This is a genomic window from Roseburia hominis (assembly GCA_040702975.1).
In the GTDB taxonomy this organism is placed as follows: Bacteria; Bacillota; Clostridia; order Lachnospirales; family Lachnospiraceae; genus Allocoprococcus; species Allocoprococcus hominis_A.
The window spans coordinates 1,552,294-1,573,301 of record CP159990.1 but is presented as its reverse complement, the minus strand read 5'-3'; the positions used below and the strand labels follow the sequence as shown (position 1 = coordinate 1,573,301).

Below are 21,008 nucleotides of genomic sequence, written 5' to 3'. Positions count from 1 at the left end.
CAAAAATAAATCTTAAACTTTCTTAAGAAGGTCTGATTTTTTCTAAAATTCCGCTATAATAAGAACATAGCAACATTTTAGAATAAGGAGATATTTATCTTATGGACCAATCGCGCATTCTCATAATAGACGACAACCCGGAAATCCGGGAGATCATACATATTTTATTGGAAGGGGAGGGATTTCTCGTCACGGAGGCGCCGAACGGTACGGTCGCCCTTGAGCTTCTCTCCTCCTGCGAATTCGACCTTATCATTCTGGATATCATGATGCCGGGCATGAACGGCTACCAGACATGCCTGGAAATCCGAAAGAGCAGCAATGCTCCGATCCTGTTCCTGAGCGCGCTCACGAAAGACAGCGACAAGACTCTGGGATTTTCCAGCGGCGGGGACGACTACCTGTCAAAACCGTTTTCCTATAACGAACTGATCAGCCGCGCCAAAGCGCTGATCCGGCGGTATCAGGTCTACCAGGGTAAGGAAAATGTTTTTCAGCCGCCACAAAAGCTCACCTACCACCATCTTGAGATCGACGAAGAACAGGAAACGGTTCTGGCTGGCGGCAAACCTTTGGAACTGACCGACACCGAATTCGCCCTCCTTGCCCTCCTCGTCAGAAACAAGCACCAAACCTTCTCAGCCCAGCGGCTCTACGAAGCCGTATGGAACGAGCCATACTATTACGGCGCAAACAATACGGTCATGGTGCATATCCGAAACCTGCGCCGCAAGATCGAGAAAGATCCAAAAAATCCGGAGCTTATAATAAACATCTGGGGAAAGGGGTACCGCTGTGATTAGACGTATGAAAAAATGGAAGATCCGCACGCAGTTTGCCGTCGTCTTCCTGATGTCCCTTTGTTTGACTTTTCTTCTATTTGTATTACTCTGGTACAATAAATGGCTGTTTTACGGAAAATTGGCGGATCTCGATCTTATCCCCCACCCTTCCTATAATGAAGATGACAAATTCTGGATACGCTGCACCGAGGAGGCTTTAAAATATGATATCCCGGAAATAGGCACCGACGAAAAAACTGCTGAAGCCGAACTTGGCCCCTTCTTCGACCTGTTTGATCCGGGTTACAGTATCTTTATTTATGGAGCAGAGGACGGACATTACAGGGCCGGCAGACCTACCAAAATAATATCCGATTCTTCCTTCCGCAGTTGGTTCAACTTCGGATATAGTATGACGGACGGCCTTGGAGAAGATATGATGAAGTTTACTATGCAATTTAAAAATGGCTATGCTGATGTAATGATATACACCTACTACCGTAGTTTTTTCGCCTTCCCCTTCCTTATTTTTACAATCGCTTTGTGCACCGTATTTTTTATTTCGCTGCTTCTGTTTTTCGTCGGGCGGAAACTAAGACTTATTCTCGTGTTGGAGGACGAAGTTCTTCTGATGGCTTCAGGCAATCTGACACACACCGTTCCTGGCTGCGGCGAAGATGAGATCGGAATTCTGGCGCGGGAGCTGAATAACCTTCGCATCACACTGAGCGAGAATATTCTCCGGGAGGCCCAGAGCCGGAAGGCAAACCAGGATCTGATCACGGCCATGTCCCATGATCTCAGAACGCCGCTCACGATCTTGAACGGTTATCTGGAGGTGCTTAAACTAAACCGAAATCCACAAAAGCAGGAAGAATATTTGTCGCGCTGTCTGAAAAAGACGTCAGATATCAAAGAAATGACGGACCGGATGTTTGAATATGCTTTGATATACGAAGAGGCTGAGACTCCGGAGCTTATCTGGATCTCCACTGATTTTATCCGGCAATGCCTGCTGGAGAACTGTGACTTCATTCACCTGGCTGGATTTACCGCCACAACTCATTTTACCGAAACCACGGGGGTATTGAAAAGTGATAAGACTATGTTGAAACGTATATTTAATAATTTGTTCTCCAATATCCTGAAATACGGTGATAAAGGAATTCCGGTTCAGGTAAACGGAATTATATCTGACCGGAGAATTATGGTCACGATAGAAAATTCTATCAAGCAGGATACTTCCAAGGTGTCCGGAAACAATATCGGACTAAAGAGTGTTGAAAAAATGATGCGCCTGCTGGAAGGGGAGGTAAATACGCAGGAGACGGGAGGAAACTTTTTGGTTGAACTGACGTTTCCGCTCAGGTAAATATCAACTTAAAGAATTCGGAGGTAGTACAATGAAGAAACATACATTTACCGCTGCTAAAACAGTAAGAGTGATATAAAAAAATAAGAGTGAAATTCGACAGTATATAACGAGAGGGCAGTATATCTGCCCTCTCACTCATTCTATCAAACGCACCTTCAAAAAGGGACGTATTCTTTTTACTATAGTTATATAAAAATCCTACGGAATTCAATCCTGACATTCCCGATAAAAGTTATTCCTCCCGCGGCACCATACTGCGAATCACGAACAGAGTTCCAATCATCAGAACAATTCCGATTGGAAGTACGATCCATGCGTTTCTCACAAATCCTGCAATGATATATGTCACGAAGGAAACAGCTGCTGCGGTGACCGCATACGGAAGCTGTGTATTTACATGATTGATATGGTTACTCTGTGCTCCCGCAGAAGCCATGATCGTCGTATCCGAAATCGGAGAACAGTGATCTCCACATACCGCGCCTGCCATACATGCTGAGATGGAGATAATCATCATGGTAGGATTCGTATTCTGGAACGCCTCAACAACGATCGGGATCAGGATACCAAAGGTTCCCCATGAGGTTCCGGTCGCGAATGCCAGAAGGCAGCCTACCAGGAAAATGATTGCCGGCAGGATTGCCAGGAATCCGCCCTTACTGCTCTCTACGATAGCCGCCACATATTCTGCAGCTCCCAGGCTGTCGGTCATAGCTTTCAGGGTCCATGCAAAAGTCAGGATTAAAATTGCAGGAACCATCGCCTTGAATCCGTCCGGGATACAGGCCATGATATCGCTGAAGCTGAGTACTCTTCTTACCATGTAGAGAACGACTGTGATCATAAATCCAAAGAAGCTTCCAAGTACAAGTCCGACGGACGCATCACTTGCGGAGAAAGCTTCCACGAATCCTACTCCATCGAAGAATCCTCCGGTATAGATCATACCGATTACACAGCAAATAATGAGCGCAACGATCGGGATCAGCAAATCGATCACTTTTCCTTTGCCGTTCTCAACGACATCTTCCTCTGCATTGGCGTAAGGACGATCCGGCGTAGTATAGATATCACCTTTTTTCGCATTTTCTTCATGTGTTCTCATGGTGCCGTACTCGAATTTCATCAGTACCATGGCAACCATCATGACAATCGTCAGAATTGCATAGTAGTTATATGGAATCGCACGGATAAAAATGGAAAATCCGTCTTCCCCTTTTACGAAACCGGTAACTGCAGCCGCCCAGGAAGAAATCGGTGCGATAATACAAACAGGAGCTGCCGTAGCATCAATCAAATATGCCAGCTTCGCACGGGATACATTCTGCTTATCCGTTACCGGCCGCATCACGCTTCCCACTGTAAGACAGTTAAAATAGTCATCAATAAAAATCAGAACGCCCAACAGGATAGTCGCAAGCTGCGCACCTGCACGGCTCTTGATATGCTCGCTGGCCCAGCGCCCAAATGCGGCAGAGCCTCCTGCCTTGTTCATCATACATACCATAGTTCCCAGGATTACCAGGAATACCAGAATACCTACATTGTATGAATCAGACAGCACTCCAATAATTCCATCCTGGAAAATGTGTGTGATCGTTCCTTCGAACTGGAATCCGGAATAGAATAAACCGCCCACCAGAATTCCAATGAACAGAGAACTATAAACCTCTTTTGTGATCAGCGCCAGTCCAATCGCTACGATCGGCGGCACCAACGCCCAGAAACTGGCATACATGGCAGGTACGTACTCTTCGGCTTCCTCAGCCGCAAATGCGACCAACGGACTGCACAGTACCGCAGATATAATCGCCATGAAAGCCCACATCAGTCTTCTTACCTTTGTCTTCATGTGTAAATCCTCTCTTTTCCTTTAAAATGTAAAACGCCATGAATATCGTCCGCACGGAGGTATATTCATGGCTGTACATAGCATATCTTGATAGCGCTCCACAAATGTGACAGTACGCTGCATCTTCTGCATCGTCCCAGAAACCAGCTTGGGATACACTGATTCCTTCGGCGGTCTCCCCTTTCTGATATGACAGATTTCCCTATCCTTAATGTCATATCGTACTGATGAATCCCGCGCCTCTATCCGGTCCATATTCACATATAACTTGTTGTACCATTTTTATATAGAAATGTCAACCTTTTATTGCATATTCTTGATTTATTTTGTCAAAATATATTCCCTGCACTCATATGTCTTCGTATGATCCCAACTACTATAGACTGCATCCTTCCAATACTGGAAGCCTGCTTTCACCATCACCCTTCCGGAAGCCGGATTCTCCTTTGCATGGCAGCTATATAATTTCTCCGCTTTTAATTCTTCCAGTCCGAACCGCACAATCTCTTTTGCGGCCTCGGTAGTGAGTCCCTGGTTCCAGTATTTTCTCATAATATTGTAGCCCAGCTCATACATCCCCTTTTCCTGGACCCAGCTTAATCCGCCGGAACCAATCAACTCTCCCGTCTCTTTCAGCACAAATCCCCAGTCATACAACTGCTCACTTTCTATCTCTTTCTCCTCACTCTCCAGCCACTGCCTCGTTACCTCCACATTCTCATGTGTGCTCCATCTCATAAACTTTGCCACTTCTGCATCGCTGGCCCAATTCCTAAAGACCTCCTCGGAATCATTGACAGTCATAGGTCTTAAAAGCAATCTTTCTGTTTCTAATATAGGTGTTTTCATTCTTTTTTCTTCCTTTCTCTTTATTTCATAATATCAAATGTTAAACGCAAACCATGCCCAATAACAATCTGCTTTCTGCCATCCTTCCCGCTATATTCCTATATTGCCATATCTATTTTACTAGCTCTCATAAATGAAACGAACCACTTCATAAACCTCTCTCATATCGATTTCACACTCACCGCCATATATTCCAACGGGAACCTTTGCATCAAAGCCATAGATTACAGGAGACTTATCCCTCTCAAAATCATGAACTACCACATTCCTTTTATCCGGGTCGATCATCCAGTATTCCCTCACGCCAGCCATCTTATATTTCTGGAGTTTGATCAATCTGTCCTTCTTTTTCGTTGACTTGGACAAGACTTCAATTACAAAATCCGGTGCCCCAAAAATACGCGCCTTGGTAACTTTTTCTCTGTCGCATACGATCATCACATCCGGCTGCACGATCGTCTTCTCATCACAATCCAATTGCACATCAACAGGAGCGATAAATGGCAGGCACGGCCCCTTTTTCTTGCTCACATAATTGTTTAACTGTGTATATATCTGCCCGCCTATCAACTGATGGATACTGGTAGGCGCAGACATATCATAGAAAACTCCGTCTATCAATTCCACCCGTCTGTCATCCGGAAGCGCCAGATAATCTTCCAGAGTATATTCTCCCTGAACTTTATTGCAATAAAGGGGAGAACTCTCCCGCACTGTCATAGGATAAGTCTCATCAAAGAATTTCCCCAATGCTATCATTGTATTATAATCAAAGGACTTTTCCGTATCTTCTATAACTTTTTCCACTTCTTCAGCCGGTGCTCCGGAGAGTTCCGCTACTTTCTCATAGGTATATCCAAGCTCTATGGATCGTTCTTTCATCTCATCTATTCTCATATCTTTCCTCCTTAATAATCTGGTATGCTTTCCGTATCTAAAAACTACTATTCTTCCTTCTTACAAAAGCACAGCGGAAGTATGGTAAGGCAATTAAAGTACCTAAAAAACGACTACTCTTCCTTCTTCTCACCTTTCTCAAGCAGCATACCATAAATGCAATCGACTATATGCCGGCTCACTCCGCGGTCAACCGGAAGAATCTTACTCCACATTCGTGCCCCCTGGTAGGCATATAGGATCAAATCCACGACCGCATCTATCTCGACATCAACAAACTCTCCCTGGTCCACCCCGTATTTAATGAATTCCTTCCATTTGACCTTCGACGTCCGGTTGAGTTCAATCAGGAATTCACTGTTGACCGCCTGCGAATACTCATATATCGCAAGTGTCAGAGTCCGCTCCTTCTCCTCAATCTCCTCCTTATATTTCTCCAATATATCTTCAAGCATCTGCCTGGCATTCTCTCCCGCATCAATTCGCTCTGCAAAATCCTGCTCCGTCTTTCCCGTCAGTTCCAAAAAGATCTCCTCAAATATCTGCGCTGTACTATCAAAATGTCGATACAGACCTCCCCGGCTAAGCCCTGTCACTTCACATACATCCTTCATCGTAACGTCCTTGAAACCTTTTTCGGCAAATAATGTATATGCTTTTTCTTTGATATACTCTCTCGTCGCATCTCCTTTATTTCCCATGCTGTTCTCACTTTCATTCTTTTCTCAATATCTTCGATAATTCAAAAGCGACACCAATGTCTTTTTTATATTTTAAGACACTCGTGTCGCTTTTGTCAAGTACTATTTTATGAGACCGAGATGAACGTCCACTGGACGTTCACTTAGGTATGCTTGGCAACCGAGATGAACGTCCACCGGACGTTCACTTAGGTATGCTTGGCAACCAAAACAAGGCCCGCTGGACCTTCGCTTAGGTATACACGGTAACAAAAAAATGGCGGCATAGCCTTTCGCCATGCCGCCTGATAATCTTTATTCAGAATATCCTCTTATTCCTCTCCACCGTACAGTGTGATCAGTTTCTTCAGATATTCGTATCTAGCCTTAGCCTCTGCCTCGTTCTGAGCGAACATTACTTCTGCCTTCTCCGGATTGAATCTAGCGAGAGCGTTGTAACGAACCTCACCGTTCAGGAATTCTTTGTAGCCTTCCATCTTCGGCTCTTTGCTGTCAAGAGTGAACTTAGCGCCTTCAGCTGCCGGGTTGTAACGGAAGTTATTCCAGTATCCGCACTCAACTGCCAGAGCTTCCTCAGTCTGAGCTTTACTCATACCTTTCTTGATACCATGGTTGATACACGGAGCGTAAGCGATGATCAGGGACGGTCCCGGATATGCCTCAGCCTCAGAGATTGCTTTTACGGTCTGATTGAAGTCAGCACCCATAGCGATCTGTGCAACGTATACATAGCCATAGCTCATAGCGATACTTGCAAGGTCTTTCTTCTTGGTCTCTTTTCCGCCTGCAGCGAACTGAGCGATTGCACCGGTCTTGGTAGCCTTAGAAGACTGTCCACCTGTGTTGGAGTAAACCTCGGTATCGAATACCATTACGTTGATGTCTTTTCCACTTGCAAGTACGTGGTCAACACCGCCGAATCCGATATCGTATGCCCATCCGTCACCACCGAAGATCCACTGAGATTTCTTAGCAAGGAAGTCTTTATTCTTTACGATATCCTGGCATGTCGGGCAGTCACATCCTTCGAGTGCTGCAACCAGTTTATCAGTAGCTGTTCCGTTCGTAGCGCCACATGCAAATGTGTCTAACCACTCCTGGCAAGCTGCTTTCACTTCATCAGAAGCTTCTTCTGCTGCTGCAACAGCCTCAACTTTTGTCTTCAGGCCATCTCTTAATGCTCTCTGAGCAAGCAGCATACCATAACCGAACTCTGCTGCATCTTCGAACAGAGAGTTGGACCATGCCGGACCCTGTCCCTTAGCATTTACGGTGTACGGTGTAGACGGTGAAGAGTTACCCCAGATAGAGGAGCATCCTGTTGCGTTAGCAATGTACATTCTGTCACCGAATAACTGTGTAATAAGTTTAGCGTACGGTGTCTCACCACATCCGGCACAAGCGCCTGAGAACTCAAGGAGCGGCTGTTTGAACTGAGAACCTTTTACGGTATTCTCTTTGAACTTAGCAACAACTTCCGGTTTTACAGGAATCTCTGTACCAAAGTCGAAGTATACCTGCTCGCCAGCGTTTGCTTCCATGTTCTGCATAACGAGAGCCTTCTCGCCCTTCTTGCCCGGGCAGACATTTGCACAAGAGCCACATCCTGTACAGTCATATGCGGAAACTGTCATAGCGAACTTCATTCCCGGCATACCAACCATATCGATTGCCTTGATTCCTTCCGGAGCCTTAGCCATATCTTCTTCTGTCAGAGCCACCGGACGGATAACAGCGTGCGGACAAACGTATGCACAACGGTTACACTGGATACAGTTCTCCGGTACCCAAACCGGGATATCAACTGCGATACCACGTTTCTCGTATGCTGCTGTACCGGACGGTGTAGAACCATCTACATAATCCTTAAATGCAGATACCGGCAGAGAATATCCTTCCTGAGCGTTGACCTTAGCCTGGATATTCTTAACGAAGGAAACAGCGTCTTCTCTTCCGCCCTTAACTTCCGGTGAGAATAATCCTTCGTCAGCGCAGTCTTTCCAGTTCTCCGGAACTTCTACTTCAACGACCTGTTTTGCACCAGCGTCGATTGCATCGTAGTTCATCTGAACGATCTTGTCACCCTTCTTGCCGTAGGTAGCTTTTGCAGCTTTCTTCATCAGATCGATTGCTTCTTCTTCCGGAATGATGTTAGCCAGCTTGAAGAATGCAGACTGAAGAACGGTGTTGATACGTCCGCCAAGTCCGATCTCTTTCCCGATCTTGATACCGTCGATCGTGTAGAACTTGATACCATGGTTAGCGATGAATGCCTTCACCTGTCCCGGCAGATGCTTGTCAAGCTCTTCTGCGTTCCACGGGCAGTTCAGAAGGAAGGTTCCTCCGTCAACAAGCTCCTGAACCATGTTGTATTTATTTACATAAGACGGGTTGTGGCATGCAACAAAGTTAGCAGTCTTGATAAGGTAAGTAGATTTGATCGGCTTCTTACCAAAACGCAGGTGAGACATTGTTACACCGCCTGACTTCTTGGAGTCATAGTCAAAATATGCCTGAGCATACATATCGGTGTTGTCACCGATGATCTTGATAGAGTTCTTGTTAGCACCAACAGTTCCGTCAGCTCCAAGTCCCCAGAACTTACAGTTGATGGTTCCTTCCGGAGTCGTAACCAGAGGAGCGCCAACCTCAAGAGAAAGTCCTGTAACGTCATCAACGATACCGATGGTGAATACTGCTTTGTCTACGTTCTCGAATACAGCAACGATCTGAGCCGGAGTTGTATCCTTAGAACCTAATCCGTAACGGCCGGAGTTAATCTTCACGCCGTCGAACTTGCTGCCCTTAAGAGCTGCAACAACATCAAGGTACAGAGGCTCGCCAAGAGCTCCCGGCTCTTTGGTTCTGTCTAATACGTTGATGCATTTAACTGTCTCAGGAATTGCATCGATAAGTGCCTGAGCGCTGAACGGTCTGTACAGACGAACCTTTACAACGCCGACCTTCTTGCCCTGTGCAAGTAAGTAGTCGATAGTCTCGTCGATCGTATCACAAACAGATCCCATAGCAACGATCACGTTCTCTGCATCCTCTGCTCCATGGTAGTTGAACAGTTTGTAGTTCGTACCGATCTTAGCGTTGACCTTGTCCATGTACTCCTGAACGATTGCCGGCATAGCATCGTAGAACGGGTTGCATGCCTCACGTGCCTGGAAGAAGATATCCGGGTTCTGAGCAGAACCTCTCTGACACGGATGATTCGGGTTCAGTGCATGCTTACGGAATGCGTCGATCGCATCCTTATCTACCATATCTTCCAGATCTTCGTAATCCCATGTCTCGATCTTCTGGATCTCATGAGAGGTACGGAATCCGTCAAAGAAGTTGATGAACGGGATACGTCCCTTGATTGCTGCACAATGAGCAACCGGAGTTAAGTCCATAACTTCCTGTACGCTGGACTCACAAAGCATAGCGCATCCGGTCTGACGACAGGCATATACGTCTGAGTGATCACCGAAAATAGATAATGCATGGCTAGCGATCGCACGTGCAGATACGTTAAATACACCCGGAAGCTGCTCACCAGCGATTTTATATAAGTTAGGAATCATAAGCAGTAAGCCCTGAGAAGCTGTATAGGTGGTCGTAAGCGCACCTGCTGACAGGGAGCCGTGTACGGTACCTGCTGCACCTGCCTCAGACTGCATCTCTGTAACCTGAACAGTCTGTCCAAAAATATTCTTTCTTCCTTGAGTTGCCCACTCATCGGTAGCTTCAGCCATTACTGATGAAGGGGTGATTGGGTAAATAGCAGCTACGTCTGTATATGCATAAGATGCATGTGCGGCTGCATGATTACCATCCATGGTCTTCATTGCTCTTGCCATTTCTTGTTTTCCTCCTTAACTGTGTCAATAGTTTCACATTTATTCTTATTATAGTCTGTCCATTTTAAAAAGTCCAGTAATTCTTGCACCTAGATTGTTCCTTTTCATGAACAACTGCCTTCTCTAATCATAAAGATCCCGGGATCTGCGGGTACTCGCCCGCCGTGCTTCCCTTTCCCGCATTCTCCTCATACGGTTCCTGTCCGCCTGCATTCTCTGATAAATGATAAGGGCCAGCGATCCGACAAACAAAACACCGGAAAGCACCTGGGACACCGGAAGTTTGACTAGTGGAAGCAAAAGCTGATCCGTCCTGAGTCCCTCGATCCAGAATCTTCCAAGGCCATACCCGCAAAGGTAGAGGAAGAATATCTCGCCGGTAAATTTCTTACGGTAACGCCATACCAGTAAAAGAATCAAAAGCGCCAGGCACCAGACGGACTCATAGAGGAAGGTAGGGTGTACCTGAATATACCGCACCCCATCAATGATCTCAATATGATTTCTCATACGATCCGTGACATCCGATACCCGTACCGCATCAAGCGGAAGCTGCATGGCAAAAGGTCCGTTCGTGTATTCGCCAAACGCTTCCCTGTTAAAGAAGTTCCCCCAGCGGCCGATCATCTGTCCCGCCACAAGTCCAAGGCAGGCCGTATCCAGCATCTTAAGCGCCGAAAGCTGCTTCAGATGTGCAAATACGAGAAGTGTGATCACTGCCGCAATAATACCGCCGTATATGGCAAGGCCGCCCTCACGGATATTGAAAATGCTGAGCAGGTGCCCTTTGTACATATCCCACGCAAAGACCACATAATAAATTCTCGCACCGATGATGGAAAAGATGATAGCATAAATCGCAAAATCCAGATAATCCTCCGGATTCTGTCTTGTCCGCTTCGCCTCATACACCGCGATCGCGATTCCAATCAAAATTCCAAAACCTATGATCATTCCATAATAGGCAATATCAAATCCGAATATCGAAATTGCCTTTCCAACATGTTTCAAATGAATTCCCAAATGCGGGAAATGAATTGCTTCTGTCATAATCCTCTCACTTTCTCCTGCCGGACGGCAGCTTTAAACTACACATTAAACCGGAACAGAATAATATCTCCATCCTGTACAATATATTCTTTTCCTTCCAATCTGACAAGGCCTTTCTCTTTTGCAGCATTGTAGGTTCCACATGCCATCAGATCATCATAGGAAACGATCTCCGCCCGGATGAACCCTCTCTCAAAATCGGAATGAATCTTTCCGGCAGCCTGGGGCGCCTTGGTCCCTTTTTTGATCGTCCATGCGCGGACTTCCGGCTCTCCCGCGGTCAGATAGCTGATCAGCCCCAACAGGCTGTAGCTTGCCTGAATCAGTTTTTCAAGGCCGGACTGCTTAAGTCCCAGATCCTCCAGGAACATCTTTTTCTCATCATCATCCAGTTCAGCGATCTCCTGCTCGATCTGCGCACATACCACAAATACCTCGCAATTCTCACGGACCGCATATTCACGGACCGCCTGCACACCCGCATTGTCCACCGCATCATCTGCCAGATCATCTTCCGCTACATTTGCCGCGAAGATCACCGGCTTATAGGTCAGAAGGTTGTAGCTCTCCAGCCACGCCTGCTCGTCCTCATCACCGACCTCATCAAAGCTCTTCGCCAGCTTTCCTTCTTCCAGATGCGCCTTGACCCGCTCCATCAGCGCAAGCTCCTTGGCGATCGTCTTATCATTGCGGGCCGCACGCACTGCCTTGGAAATCCTTCTCTCCAGGATCTCAATATCTGAGAAGATCAGTTCCAGATTGATGGTCTCGATATCGCGCAGCGGGTCGATCGATCCATCCACATGCACGATATTGCTGTCCTCAAAGCAGCGCACTACATGCACGATGGCGTCCACCTCACGGATGTTGGCAAGGAACTGATTGCCCAGTCCTTCCCCTTTGGACGCACCTTTTACCAGTCCTGCAATATCTACGAATTCAATAGCCGCAGGAATGATCTTCTTCGTGTGGTACATCTCTCCCAGCACATCAAGCCTTTCATCCGGCACAGTCACCACGCCCACATTCGGGTCAATGGTACAGAACGGATAGTTCGCCGATTCCGCTCCCGCTTTTGTCAGTGAATTAAATAATGTACTTTTGCCTACATTAGGCAGTCCAACGATTCCCAATTTCATCTCTGTCTATTCCTCTCCATCTTTTCTTCTCATTGTAAGCGCCCTCTTACCTGCTTACTTATCCCTGGTCTCCATCACGACCAGTACCCCGCTGGAAAAATCAATTTCCACCGTATCTTCCGCGAAACGATTGCTGACCGTCAGGCTGTCATAGGGCTTCAGGGTATGATGCCGAAGCGGCCATTTCGTTCCCGTCAGGTTGAAATCAAACACCTCGCCGCTCAGCGTGAACACGGACAAATACGGTCCGAATGCCTCGCTTTTCCTAACCTTGCAGGGCTTATCGATCACATAGATCTTGTTTTTATCATCCATGATATACGCCTTCACCCCGGCCCTCAACGCCACTGCAAGCGTCTGAATATTCGCCCACAAATGATCGATCCTTCCTCCGGTCGCACCGAGAATAAGCATTTCCTTGCTTCCCAGGGTGATGCCAAGCCGGATTGCGATCTCCGTATCCGTCGCATCCTTGATCGGATTGAACTCCCGGATCGCCACATGCGTCTCATTCCGGTAATAATCAATCACCTTCGGATCGATGCTGTCAAAATCCCCGACGATATACTGTGGCATAATTCCGTGATGATACAGGTATTCCACGCCCCGGTCCACGCCGATCACGTATGCTCCCTCTTCCTCAGCAAGCACCTTGCCTATAAACGCCTCGTCTATGACACCACCGCTGATAATAATTGTCTTACTCATAATTTTTTAATATCTCCATAAATTCTTTTGTGTTATCCGCCGCATTTCCACGAAAAACAGCCGAACCTGCAACAATGACATTGGCCCCGGCATCCAGCGCTTCCCTGACGTTACTTGCATAGATACCGCCGTCCACCTGGATATCCGTCTCAAGACCTTTTTCTGAGAGGAGCTTTCTGAGTTCCCGCACCTTATCCAGCGTCTCCGGAATCAGCTTCTGTCCCCCGAAGCCCGGGTGCACCGTCATGACAAGAATCATATCCACCTCTTCCAGATATTCCTCCAGCACACTGACCGGCGTCTCCGGACAAATAGAAATTCCTGTCTTTACATGACACGCCCTGATCTGCTCTAAAGCCGCGCGCACATCTTCGCAGGCTTCATAGTGAATGGTGATCAGGTCCGCTCCGGCCTCGGCAAATTCCTTAATATAACGGATCGGCTCCGTGATCATCAAATGTGTATCCATCACCTGTCCGGTCGCTTTTTTGATTGATTTCAAAACCGGCATACCAAAAGAAATGCTGGGGACGAACACACCGTCCATCACATCAAAGTGCAGATACTTAGCCCCGGCCTCCTCTGTCATCTTGATTTCTTCTCCCAATCTGGTAAAATCCGCCGCCAGAATAGAAGGGGATAAAATATTTTTCATAAAATCAGTACCTCCTTTTCTCTTTTTGTTCCAACTCCTGATATATTTCCAGATAATTCTTATAGCGCACCGGATGGATCGCTCCCCGCTCTACCGCTTCCTTGACCGCACAATCCGGCTCACTCACATGATTGCACCCCAGGAAACGACATCCATCCTCAAGTCCTGCAAATTCTGGAAAATACTGTTTCAGCTCTTCTTTATCAAAATCATCGGTATAAAGGGAAGAGAAACCGGGCGTGTCCATGATATAGGACTCTTCGTCAATCGCGATCAGCTCCGAATGCCTTGTCGTATGCTTCCCCCGCAGTGTTTTGCGGCTGATACTTCCCGTCTCCATACTCACGTTCCTCTGCAGACAATTCGTAAGGGACGATTTCCCCACTCCCGAAGGTCCCGCCGCCACTGTCGTCTTTCCAATGAGCAATTCTCTCAATTCTTCAATATTCTCTTTTCTCCCTGCGCTTAAGAAGACCGTGCGATATCCACTGCCTTCATAAACTTCACGGAGCTTACATATCTGTTCTTCCTTTGCCAGATCGGTTTTGTTAAAACAGATGATCACCGGCACCTGCTGCCGCTCCATCATCACCAGAAACCGATCCAGAAGGTTTAAGTGCGGCCTGGGGTCCGTCACCGCAAATACCACCATCGCCTGATCCGCATTGGCTACGGCCGGCCGGATGAGCTCGCTTTTTCTCGGAAGTATCGCCGTAATATTCCCCGTCTTTTCCTCTCTGTTCAGAATCTCATATTCTACGAAATCCCCCACCAAAGGCTTAATTTTATCTTTTCGAAAAATACCTTTCGCCTTACATTCATAAACAGCGAATTCTACTACGTCATAAACGTAGTAGAATCCTGCTATCCCTTTCATAATCCTACCCTGCATAAACAGTCCTTTTCGCCACTCTACTCATTGGTTTCTGTATTGTTGTCGTTATTATTATTCTGATCAGAAGTATTATTGCTGTCATTATTATTTGCCTGAGACGCATTACTGATGAAAATAGTAACAGTGCTTCCCACCTCTACTTTGCCACCTTCCGGATCTGTCCCCAGAACAGTGCCATATGGCTGATCGCTGTCCAGCTCCTTCACTTCATAATACAGTCCCACATTGTCCATCATCGATTTCGCAGTCTTCAGGGATTTGCCCGCAACCGGAGGAATGGAAACGGTATCCGCCGGTTTCTTTCCTTTACTTACCACATAACTCACCGAAGTGCCCTTCTCCACCTTTTTATTCGCCTCCACACTCTGGGAAATGATGTGTCCCTTCTCGACTGTGTCGCTGTACTCCTCTTTGCTGGTGCCTCCGTCAGCAAGTCCTGCGGAACTAAGTGCTGCCTTCGCCTCTTCTACTGTCCTATTCTTTAGATTCGGAACAGTCTTCTTCTCGGCCCCTTTACTGATATACAGCGTGATCTCCGTATCGGTGGTCGTTTTGGTTCCCGCCTCCGGCGATGTCTTGATTGCCATACCGGACGCTACCGTATCGCTGTACTCATCACCATCTATTTTTACCTTCTCAAATCCAGCTTCCCTTAAGACATTTCTCGCCTCATCTTCTGTCAGGTTCTCTACCGGCGGCACCTCAATTTCCTCTGCTCCAGAGCTTACTACGACTTCGATTACCGTCTTCTTCTTGACTTTCTTCCCCGCTTCCGGGTTCTGTTCGAGAACAACCCCGTCTTCTTTATCGGAATGTTTTTTCTGCACGATCTTGATCTCAAGATTTTTCTTCTCGCACATCTCTGCAGCGACCTCATATTCCTGATCAATCAGCTTCGGTACCTCGACCTTCGCCTCCACATTCTCCTGCGCCTGTGTTCCTGGTCCGAATTTGATGATTCCTGCCGCTTTTCCAATAATAAATAACAGTACAAACACAATGATGACCGCCACCACAATGGTGAGGATCTTCATCATCTTATTCATCCGCGGATTGACTTCCCCGTTTCTTCCCCGCTTTTCATCCACATCATAATCGTCGTCCTCATCGTCATAACCGCGACGGCGATCATACCTGCCATCATCATACTCTTCATCGTCATAGTCATCATCATAATCACTATCATCATAGTCACTATCATCGTAATCGTCATAGTCATCATCATAATCTTCATCACGATACCTCTTCCCACCCCGTTTGAGGCGCTCCATATCCTCCTGTGAGATTACGACGGTGCCGCCCAGACTGCTAATCGGCGCGATATCCACAAAGCCGCCCTGCGGATCCACAATTGCACGCTTCAGATCCTGTATGAGCATACCGATATCCTGATACCGTCTGTCCGGACTTTTCTGAGTACATTTTAAAATGATCTTCTCCAGCGCCTCCGAGATATCCGGCGCGAGTTCTGAAGGAGGCGTAATATTCTCCTGCAAATGCTTCATCGCTACGGAAACAGTGGAATCCCCATCGAACGGCACCTGCCCTGTCACCATCTCATAGAGCGTAATGCCGACAGAATAAATATCGCTCTTCGCATCACAAAAACCGCCCCGCGCCTGCTCCGGTGAAACATAATGAACAGAACCCATGGCGTTTGAACTGACCGTATTGGACGTGGTCGCCCGCGCGATTCCGAAATCGGTCACCTTCACCTTGCCTTCTTTGGAAATCATAATATTCTGCGGCTTAATATCGCGATGAATAATATGATGCCGATGCGCCGCCTCGATACCGCAGCACATCTGAATCGCAATACTTATGACCTCTTTGGTCGAAAGTCTGCCCTTCTTCTGAATGTATTCCTTTAACGTAATTCCTTCTACAAGCTCCATGACCATATAATACAGTCCGCGGTCCTCCCCCACATCGTAAACATTCACGATGTTCGGATTCATAAGCCCCGCTGCTGCCTGTGCTTCGGAACGAAATTTCTTTACAAATCCCTTATCTTCCCGGTACTCCTTTTTTAACACCTTGATCGCAACAAAACGGTTCAACATGCAGTCCTTCCCTTTGTAGACATCTGCCATTCCGCCGGTGCCGATCTTGCTAAGCACCTCATACCTTTCCCCTAAAAAAATCCCATCTTTTACCATATACTCACCTCATTAGAAAACGGCTGTGCTAACACAACACCTATGTTATCTTTTCCCCCATTTTCATTCGCGCGGTCAATCAGCATCTGACCCGCTTCCACAATATCTCTTGCCCCTTTAATAATAGAAAAAATCTCCTCATCGTCTACCATATTGCAAAGTCCATCCGTGCACATAAGAATCGTATCTCCCTTTTTCAGGCCATGCTCAAAAAAGTCGGCATCCACTTTCGCCTTGACCCCGATGGCTCTTGTGATAATATTCTTATCCGGGTGATGCTTCGCCTCTTCTTCATTGATGCCGCCAAGCCGCACCATTTCCTCCACTAAAGAATGGTCCCTGGAAAGCTGCCTGATATCCTTATTGACCAGATAAAGCCGGCTGTCTCCCACATTCACAAAATACAGAGTATGATCAATCACCGTGGCAGCCACGAGCGTGGTCCCCATGCCTTCCAGCTTGATATCCTTGCCGGCAGCCTCGATCAGTTTGCGGTTCGCCGTCTGCACCGCATCCATCAGCGTTTCCTCCGGTCCCTCTTTTAATGTATGCTTCAGTTCCTCCGTAAGAACCTCCACCGTATATTTGGAAGCGAAATCGCCGGCCTTATGTCCTCCCATTCCATCTGCCACGACCAGAAGGTTCGGCAAAGAGCCGAGCGGCTCGTCAGTAGCAAACACATAGTCCTGATTAATCTCGCGTTTTCTCCCCACATCTGTCATGGAAAATGTCTTCATTCTTACTCTCCTTGCAATGTCTTACGTCTTAGCTGTCCACAGGCCCCGTCAATATCAGAGCCCATTTCTCTTCTAATAGTAACATTAATCCCAGTTTTTTCAAGTTTATTTTTGAAATTCAGCGCACTTTTTTTGTCCGGTTTTTCATAATTTCTCTCTTTGATCGGATTGACCGGGATCAAATTAATATGGCACTGCCGTCCTTTTAAGAGTGCCGCAAGCTCCCGTGCATCTTCCTCGGTATCATTGACTCCGTGAACCAGGCTGTACTCAAAGGTAATGCGCCGTCCCGTCTCCTGAAAATAAACGTCGCAGGCCTCAAGCACCTCCGGAAGCGCGTATTTATTGGCCACCGGCATAAGCTCTCTTCTCTTCTCCTGCGTCGAGCCGTGAAGGGAGAGCGCCAGTGTAATCTGCAGCTTCTCCTTTGCCAGCCGGTAGATATTCGGCACTATCCCGCAGGTAGAGGCCGTGATACTTCGCTGGCTGATATTCAGTCCGTTCGCATCGCTTACCATCCGGATAAATTTCAAAAAATTCTCATAATTATCCAGGGGTTCCCCGCTTCCCATCACAACGATATTGGAAACTCTCTCCCCGGAGATTTTCTGAATCTGATACACCTGACGCAGCATCTCGGAAGGCGTCAGATTCCGCTCCAGCCCGTCAATCGTGGACGCGCAGAACCGGCAGCCCATGCGGCAGCCCACCTGTGAGGAAATGCACACCGAATTCCCATGCTTGTATTTCATCAGTACGCTCTCCACCATATTGCCGTCGCTTAGGCAGAACAGGAACTTGTTCGTCCCGTCCTGCCTTGAGATCTGCCGCCTTACCATCTCCACCTTCCGTATCTCGTAAGCCGCGGCCAGCTTCTCCCTGAGCGCCTTGGATAAATTCGTCATTTCCGCGAAATCATCTGCCAGCTTCCGGTGAAGCCACTCGTAGATCTGCCCGGCACGAAACGGTTTTTCTCCAAGCAGGCCCATCTCCAGTTTCAGTTCTTCCAGATCATATGAGGCAATATCCTTTTTTTCCATCTATCTGCACCTCCTGAAACGGGCAATATAAAATCCATCGGTATCTCTCGCAGGGAAGATCTGTCTCTCCTCCTCCAACGAAAACTCCGTAAAATTCTCTGCGAACCAGCGGGCGTTTTCCTCATTTTCAAGACGGCATACCGTACAAGTACTGTATACCAGGCTTCCCCCCGGCTTCACATAGTCCCTGACCACTTCCAAAATCTGTCTTTGAAGCTGTGCCAGTTCCTGTATACTCTCCTTCATCACCCGGTATTTGATATCCGCCTTCTTGGAAAGCACGCCAAGGCCCGAACAGGGAAGATCGGCAAGAACTACGTCTGCCTTTTCCCGGGACCTTCCGTCAGGCTCAAGCGCATCCCACCGTACAGCCTCAATATTGGAAAATCCCATTCTGTCAATGTTCTCCTGGATCAAAGCCACCTTATACTCTGTCAGATCTCTGGCCTCCACATGGCCTGTCCCCGCAAGAAGCTGCGCGGCATGCAGCGCTTTTCCGCCCGGCGCGGCACACACATCCAGCACATAATCCCCCGGCCTGATCCCCGCGTTCTCTGCCACAAGAATCGACGCGGCATCCTGTACTTGGAAGTCCCCCTCCCGGAAGCTTCCAAGGCTTCCCAGATAATCGTAACCGGAAATCAGAAGTGCCGACGCAACATGCGGATGTTCCTCCACCGTCACGCCTTCGCTTTCAAGTACCTTCTTTAGTTCTTCCTTCGTCAGCTTATTTTCATTGACCCGGATCACCGTAGGGCGCTCCTCAAAGAAACCTGCAAGCATCTGCTCTGTCCGTTCCTCACCATAATCGGAAATCCACATCTTCACGATCCAACGGGGCATGGAATACGCGACCGATAAATATTCCTCCGTCCGCTCCTTTTGAGGATACGGAATCTGCTCAATCCTCCTCGCCAGATTGCGCAGCACCCCGTTCACAAACCCTTTCAGGGAAGCGAAGCCCTTTCTTACCGCCAATCCTACCGCCTCATTGCAGGCGGCCGAATCCGGCACATTGTCCATATATTTGATCTGATACAGGGCGCTTCGCAGAATGCACCGAATCACCGGTTTCATCTTTGCCGTCTTCACCTTGGACACCTGATCGATCAGATAATCCAGCTCCAACTGCCTCTCCAGCGTTCCCTGGACCACCCGGGTCACGAACGCTCTCTCCCGTTTTTCGAGATACTGGTATTTTTCCAAAACCTGCCCAAGCGCGATGTGGCTCTTCTCTCCCTGCTCCACCGCCAGCAGCACGGCAAGCACCAGCTCCCGTTCACCTATCTGTTTCTTCATTCTTCTATCCTAACCCAGTTTTGTTCCTTCTGCTATCTTGTAGCCTCTTAAGAATGCATCGGCGTCCATTCGCTTCTTTCCCGGAATCTGAAGGGATCTGATCTTAAGCAGCCCGTCCCCGGTCTGTACATAGAATGCTTCCTTCGTCACCAGCACGACCGTCCCGGGCGCAGCTTCCTTCTCCCCGGCAAGTCCTTCTCCAGCTTCTGCACCGGCTGCCTCAGACTCCCAGATCTTCATCACCTTGTCTTCCCACAAGGTATAGGCACTTGGCCACGGATTCAGGCCGCGCACCAGACGTTCCAGCATGACAGCCGGTTTGTTCCAGTCAATCTCTCCGGCCTTCTTGTCCAGCATTCTCGCATATTCCGTAGGGCTCTCCCCCTGCTTCTGAGGGGTAATCTTCCCTGCCTCAAGACCGGCGAGGGTATGCACACAAAGCTTCGCCCCTTCCTCCGAGAGCCTGTCAAAAAGGCTTCCCCCGGTCTCTTTCGGGCGCAGCTTAACCTCCACCTTTTCCAGTATATCTCCGGTATCGATCCCTTCATTCATCTGCATGGTGGTAACGCCCGACACCTCCTCGCCATTAATGACCGCCCACTGAATTGGTGCCGCTCCCCTATATTTGGGGAGAAGGGACGCATGGACATTGATACAGCCATAGGGCGTCATTTCCAATAGTTCCTTCGTAAGAATCTGGCCAAATGCAACGACTACACACACATCTGCCTGATATTTTTTCAATTCCTCCACGCACTCTTTTTCCCGGATCTTTCTCGGCTGATAGACCGGAATCCCAAAAGACAGAGCACATTCCTTTACCGGGGTAAACTGCATCTTCCCGCCGCGCCCTTTCGGCTTATCCGGCTGTGTCACCGCCAGCACCACCTCATGCCCGGCTTCGACCAGCGCTTCCAACGTCCCCACGGAAAAATCCGGAGTTCCCATAAAAATAACCTTCATTGTTCCTATCCTTCCTTTCCTTCACCCGGAATACGCCCGGCATTTTCCCCGCGTCC

General features: G+C 47.9%; 17 protein-coding genes and 1 riboswitch. Of the genes, 2 read left to right on the top strand and 15 right to left on the bottom strand.

Going from position 1 to position 21,008, the window contains the following annotated elements:
- The first annotated feature begins 101 nt into the window (after positions 1 to 101).
- Together ABXS75_07420 and ABXS75_07415 are read left to right on the top strand one after the other, a co-directional pair.
- A complete protein-coding gene (locus tag ABXS75_07420) occupies positions 102 to 803 on the top strand; it encodes a response regulator transcription factor (GenBank protein XCP86616.1) in 702 nt (233 codons plus the stop codon).
- Positions 796 to 2,154: a HAMP domain-containing sensor histidine kinase gene (locus tag ABXS75_07415; protein ID XCP86615.1), complete on the top strand. Its 1,359-nt coding sequence runs from the start codon at positions 796 to 798 to the stop codon at positions 2,152 to 2,154. Before ABXS75_07420 ends, ABXS75_07415 begins: the two co-directional genes overlap by 8 nt.
- Positions 2,155 to 2,389: 235 nt before the next feature.
- On the opposite strand, the gene ABXS75_07410 is transcribed toward ABXS75_07415, so the two are convergent.
- The 15 genes from ABXS75_07410 to fmt all read right to left on the bottom strand — a co-directional run bounded on the left by ABXS75_07410 (position 2,390) and on the right by fmt (position 20,952).
- On the bottom strand, positions 2,390 to 4,009 hold the full coding sequence (locus tag ABXS75_07410; GenBank protein ID XCP86614.1) for a Na+/H+ antiporter NhaC family protein: 1,620 nt from the start codon (positions 4,007 to 4,009) through the stop codon (positions 2,390 to 2,392).
- Positions 4,010 to 4,092: 83 nt separating this feature from the next.
- Positions 4,093 to 4,262: riboswitch (Lysine riboswitch) on the bottom strand.
- A gap of 68 nt (positions 4,263 to 4,330) precedes the next feature.
- Positions 4,331 to 4,858: a GNAT family N-acetyltransferase gene (locus ABXS75_07405; protein ID XCP86613.1), complete on the bottom strand. Its 528-nt coding sequence runs from the start codon at positions 4,856 to 4,858 to the stop codon at positions 4,331 to 4,333.
- A 120-nt stretch (positions 4,859 to 4,978) separates the two neighbouring features.
- Entirely contained in the window at positions 4,979 to 5,755 is a 777-nt protein-coding gene (locus ABXS75_07400) for a Uma2 family endonuclease (GenBank protein XCP86612.1), read from the bottom strand.
- Between the two features lie 113 nt (positions 5,756 to 5,868).
- The gene (locus ABXS75_07395; GenBank protein ID XCP86611.1) at positions 5,869 to 6,456 is read right to left on the bottom strand and encodes a TetR/AcrR family transcriptional regulator; all 588 of its coding nucleotides are present in this window, start codon (positions 6,454 to 6,456) and stop codon (positions 5,869 to 5,871) included.
- A 311-nt stretch (positions 6,457 to 6,767) separates the two neighbouring features.
- On the bottom strand, positions 6,768 to 10,307 hold the full coding sequence (nifJ, locus tag ABXS75_07390) for a pyruvate:ferredoxin (flavodoxin) oxidoreductase (protein ID XCP86610.1): 3,540 nt from the start codon (positions 10,305 to 10,307) through the stop codon (positions 6,768 to 6,770).
- Between the two features lie 123 nt (positions 10,308 to 10,430).
- The gene (gene lgt, locus ABXS75_07385; protein XCP86609.1) at positions 10,431 to 11,357 is read right to left on the bottom strand and encodes a prolipoprotein diacylglyceryl transferase; all 927 of its coding nucleotides are present in this window, start codon (positions 11,355 to 11,357) and stop codon (positions 10,431 to 10,433) included.
- Positions 11,358 to 11,395: 38 nt separating this feature from the next.
- A complete protein-coding gene (gene ychF, locus ABXS75_07380; GenBank protein ID XCP86608.1) occupies positions 11,396 to 12,496 on the bottom strand; it encodes a redox-regulated ATPase YchF in 1,101 nt (366 codons plus the stop codon).
- 54 nt (positions 12,497 to 12,550) lie between these two features.
- Positions 12,551 to 13,204, bottom strand: coding sequence for a thiamine diphosphokinase (locus tag ABXS75_07375; GenBank protein XCP86607.1), 654 nt, complete (start codon positions 13,202 to 13,204; stop codon positions 12,551 to 12,553).
- A complete protein-coding gene (rpe, locus tag ABXS75_07370) occupies positions 13,197 to 13,859 on the bottom strand; it encodes a ribulose-phosphate 3-epimerase (GenBank protein XCP86606.1) in 663 nt (220 codons plus the stop codon). The genes ABXS75_07375 and rpe overlap by 8 nt, the downstream gene beginning before the upstream one ends.
- Positions 13,860 to 13,863: 4 nt before the next feature.
- Entirely contained in the window at positions 13,864 to 14,751 is an 888-nt protein-coding gene (gene rsgA / locus ABXS75_07365; protein XCP86605.1) for a ribosome small subunit-dependent GTPase A, read from the bottom strand.
- A gap of 20 nt (positions 14,752 to 14,771) precedes the next feature.
- Entirely contained in the window at positions 14,772 to 16,913 is a 2,142-nt protein-coding gene (gene pknB, locus ABXS75_07360; GenBank protein XCP86604.1) for a Stk1 family PASTA domain-containing Ser/Thr kinase, read from the bottom strand.
- Positions 16,907 to 17,650 (bottom strand): Stp1/IreP family PP2C-type Ser/Thr phosphatase, encoded by a 744-nt coding sequence (locus ABXS75_07355; protein XCP86603.1) that lies wholly within the window; start codon positions 17,648 to 17,650, stop codon positions 16,907 to 16,909. The genes pknB and ABXS75_07355 overlap by 7 nt, the downstream gene beginning before the upstream one ends.
- Positions 17,651 to 17,652: 2 nt before the next feature.
- Positions 17,653 to 18,690, bottom strand: coding sequence for a 23S rRNA (adenine(2503)-C(2))-methyltransferase RlmN (gene rlmN / locus ABXS75_07350; protein ID XCP86602.1), 1,038 nt, complete (start codon positions 18,688 to 18,690; stop codon positions 17,653 to 17,655).
- On the bottom strand, positions 18,691 to 19,989 hold the full coding sequence (gene rsmB / locus ABXS75_07345) for a 16S rRNA (cytosine(967)-C(5))-methyltransferase RsmB (protein ID XCP86601.1): 1,299 nt from the start codon (positions 19,987 to 19,989) through the stop codon (positions 18,691 to 18,693).
- 9 nt (positions 19,990 to 19,998) lie between these two features.
- A complete protein-coding gene (gene fmt, locus ABXS75_07340) occupies positions 19,999 to 20,952 on the bottom strand; it encodes a methionyl-tRNA formyltransferase (GenBank protein XCP86600.1) in 954 nt (317 codons plus the stop codon).
- Positions 20,953 to 21,008: the final 56 nt, after the last annotated feature.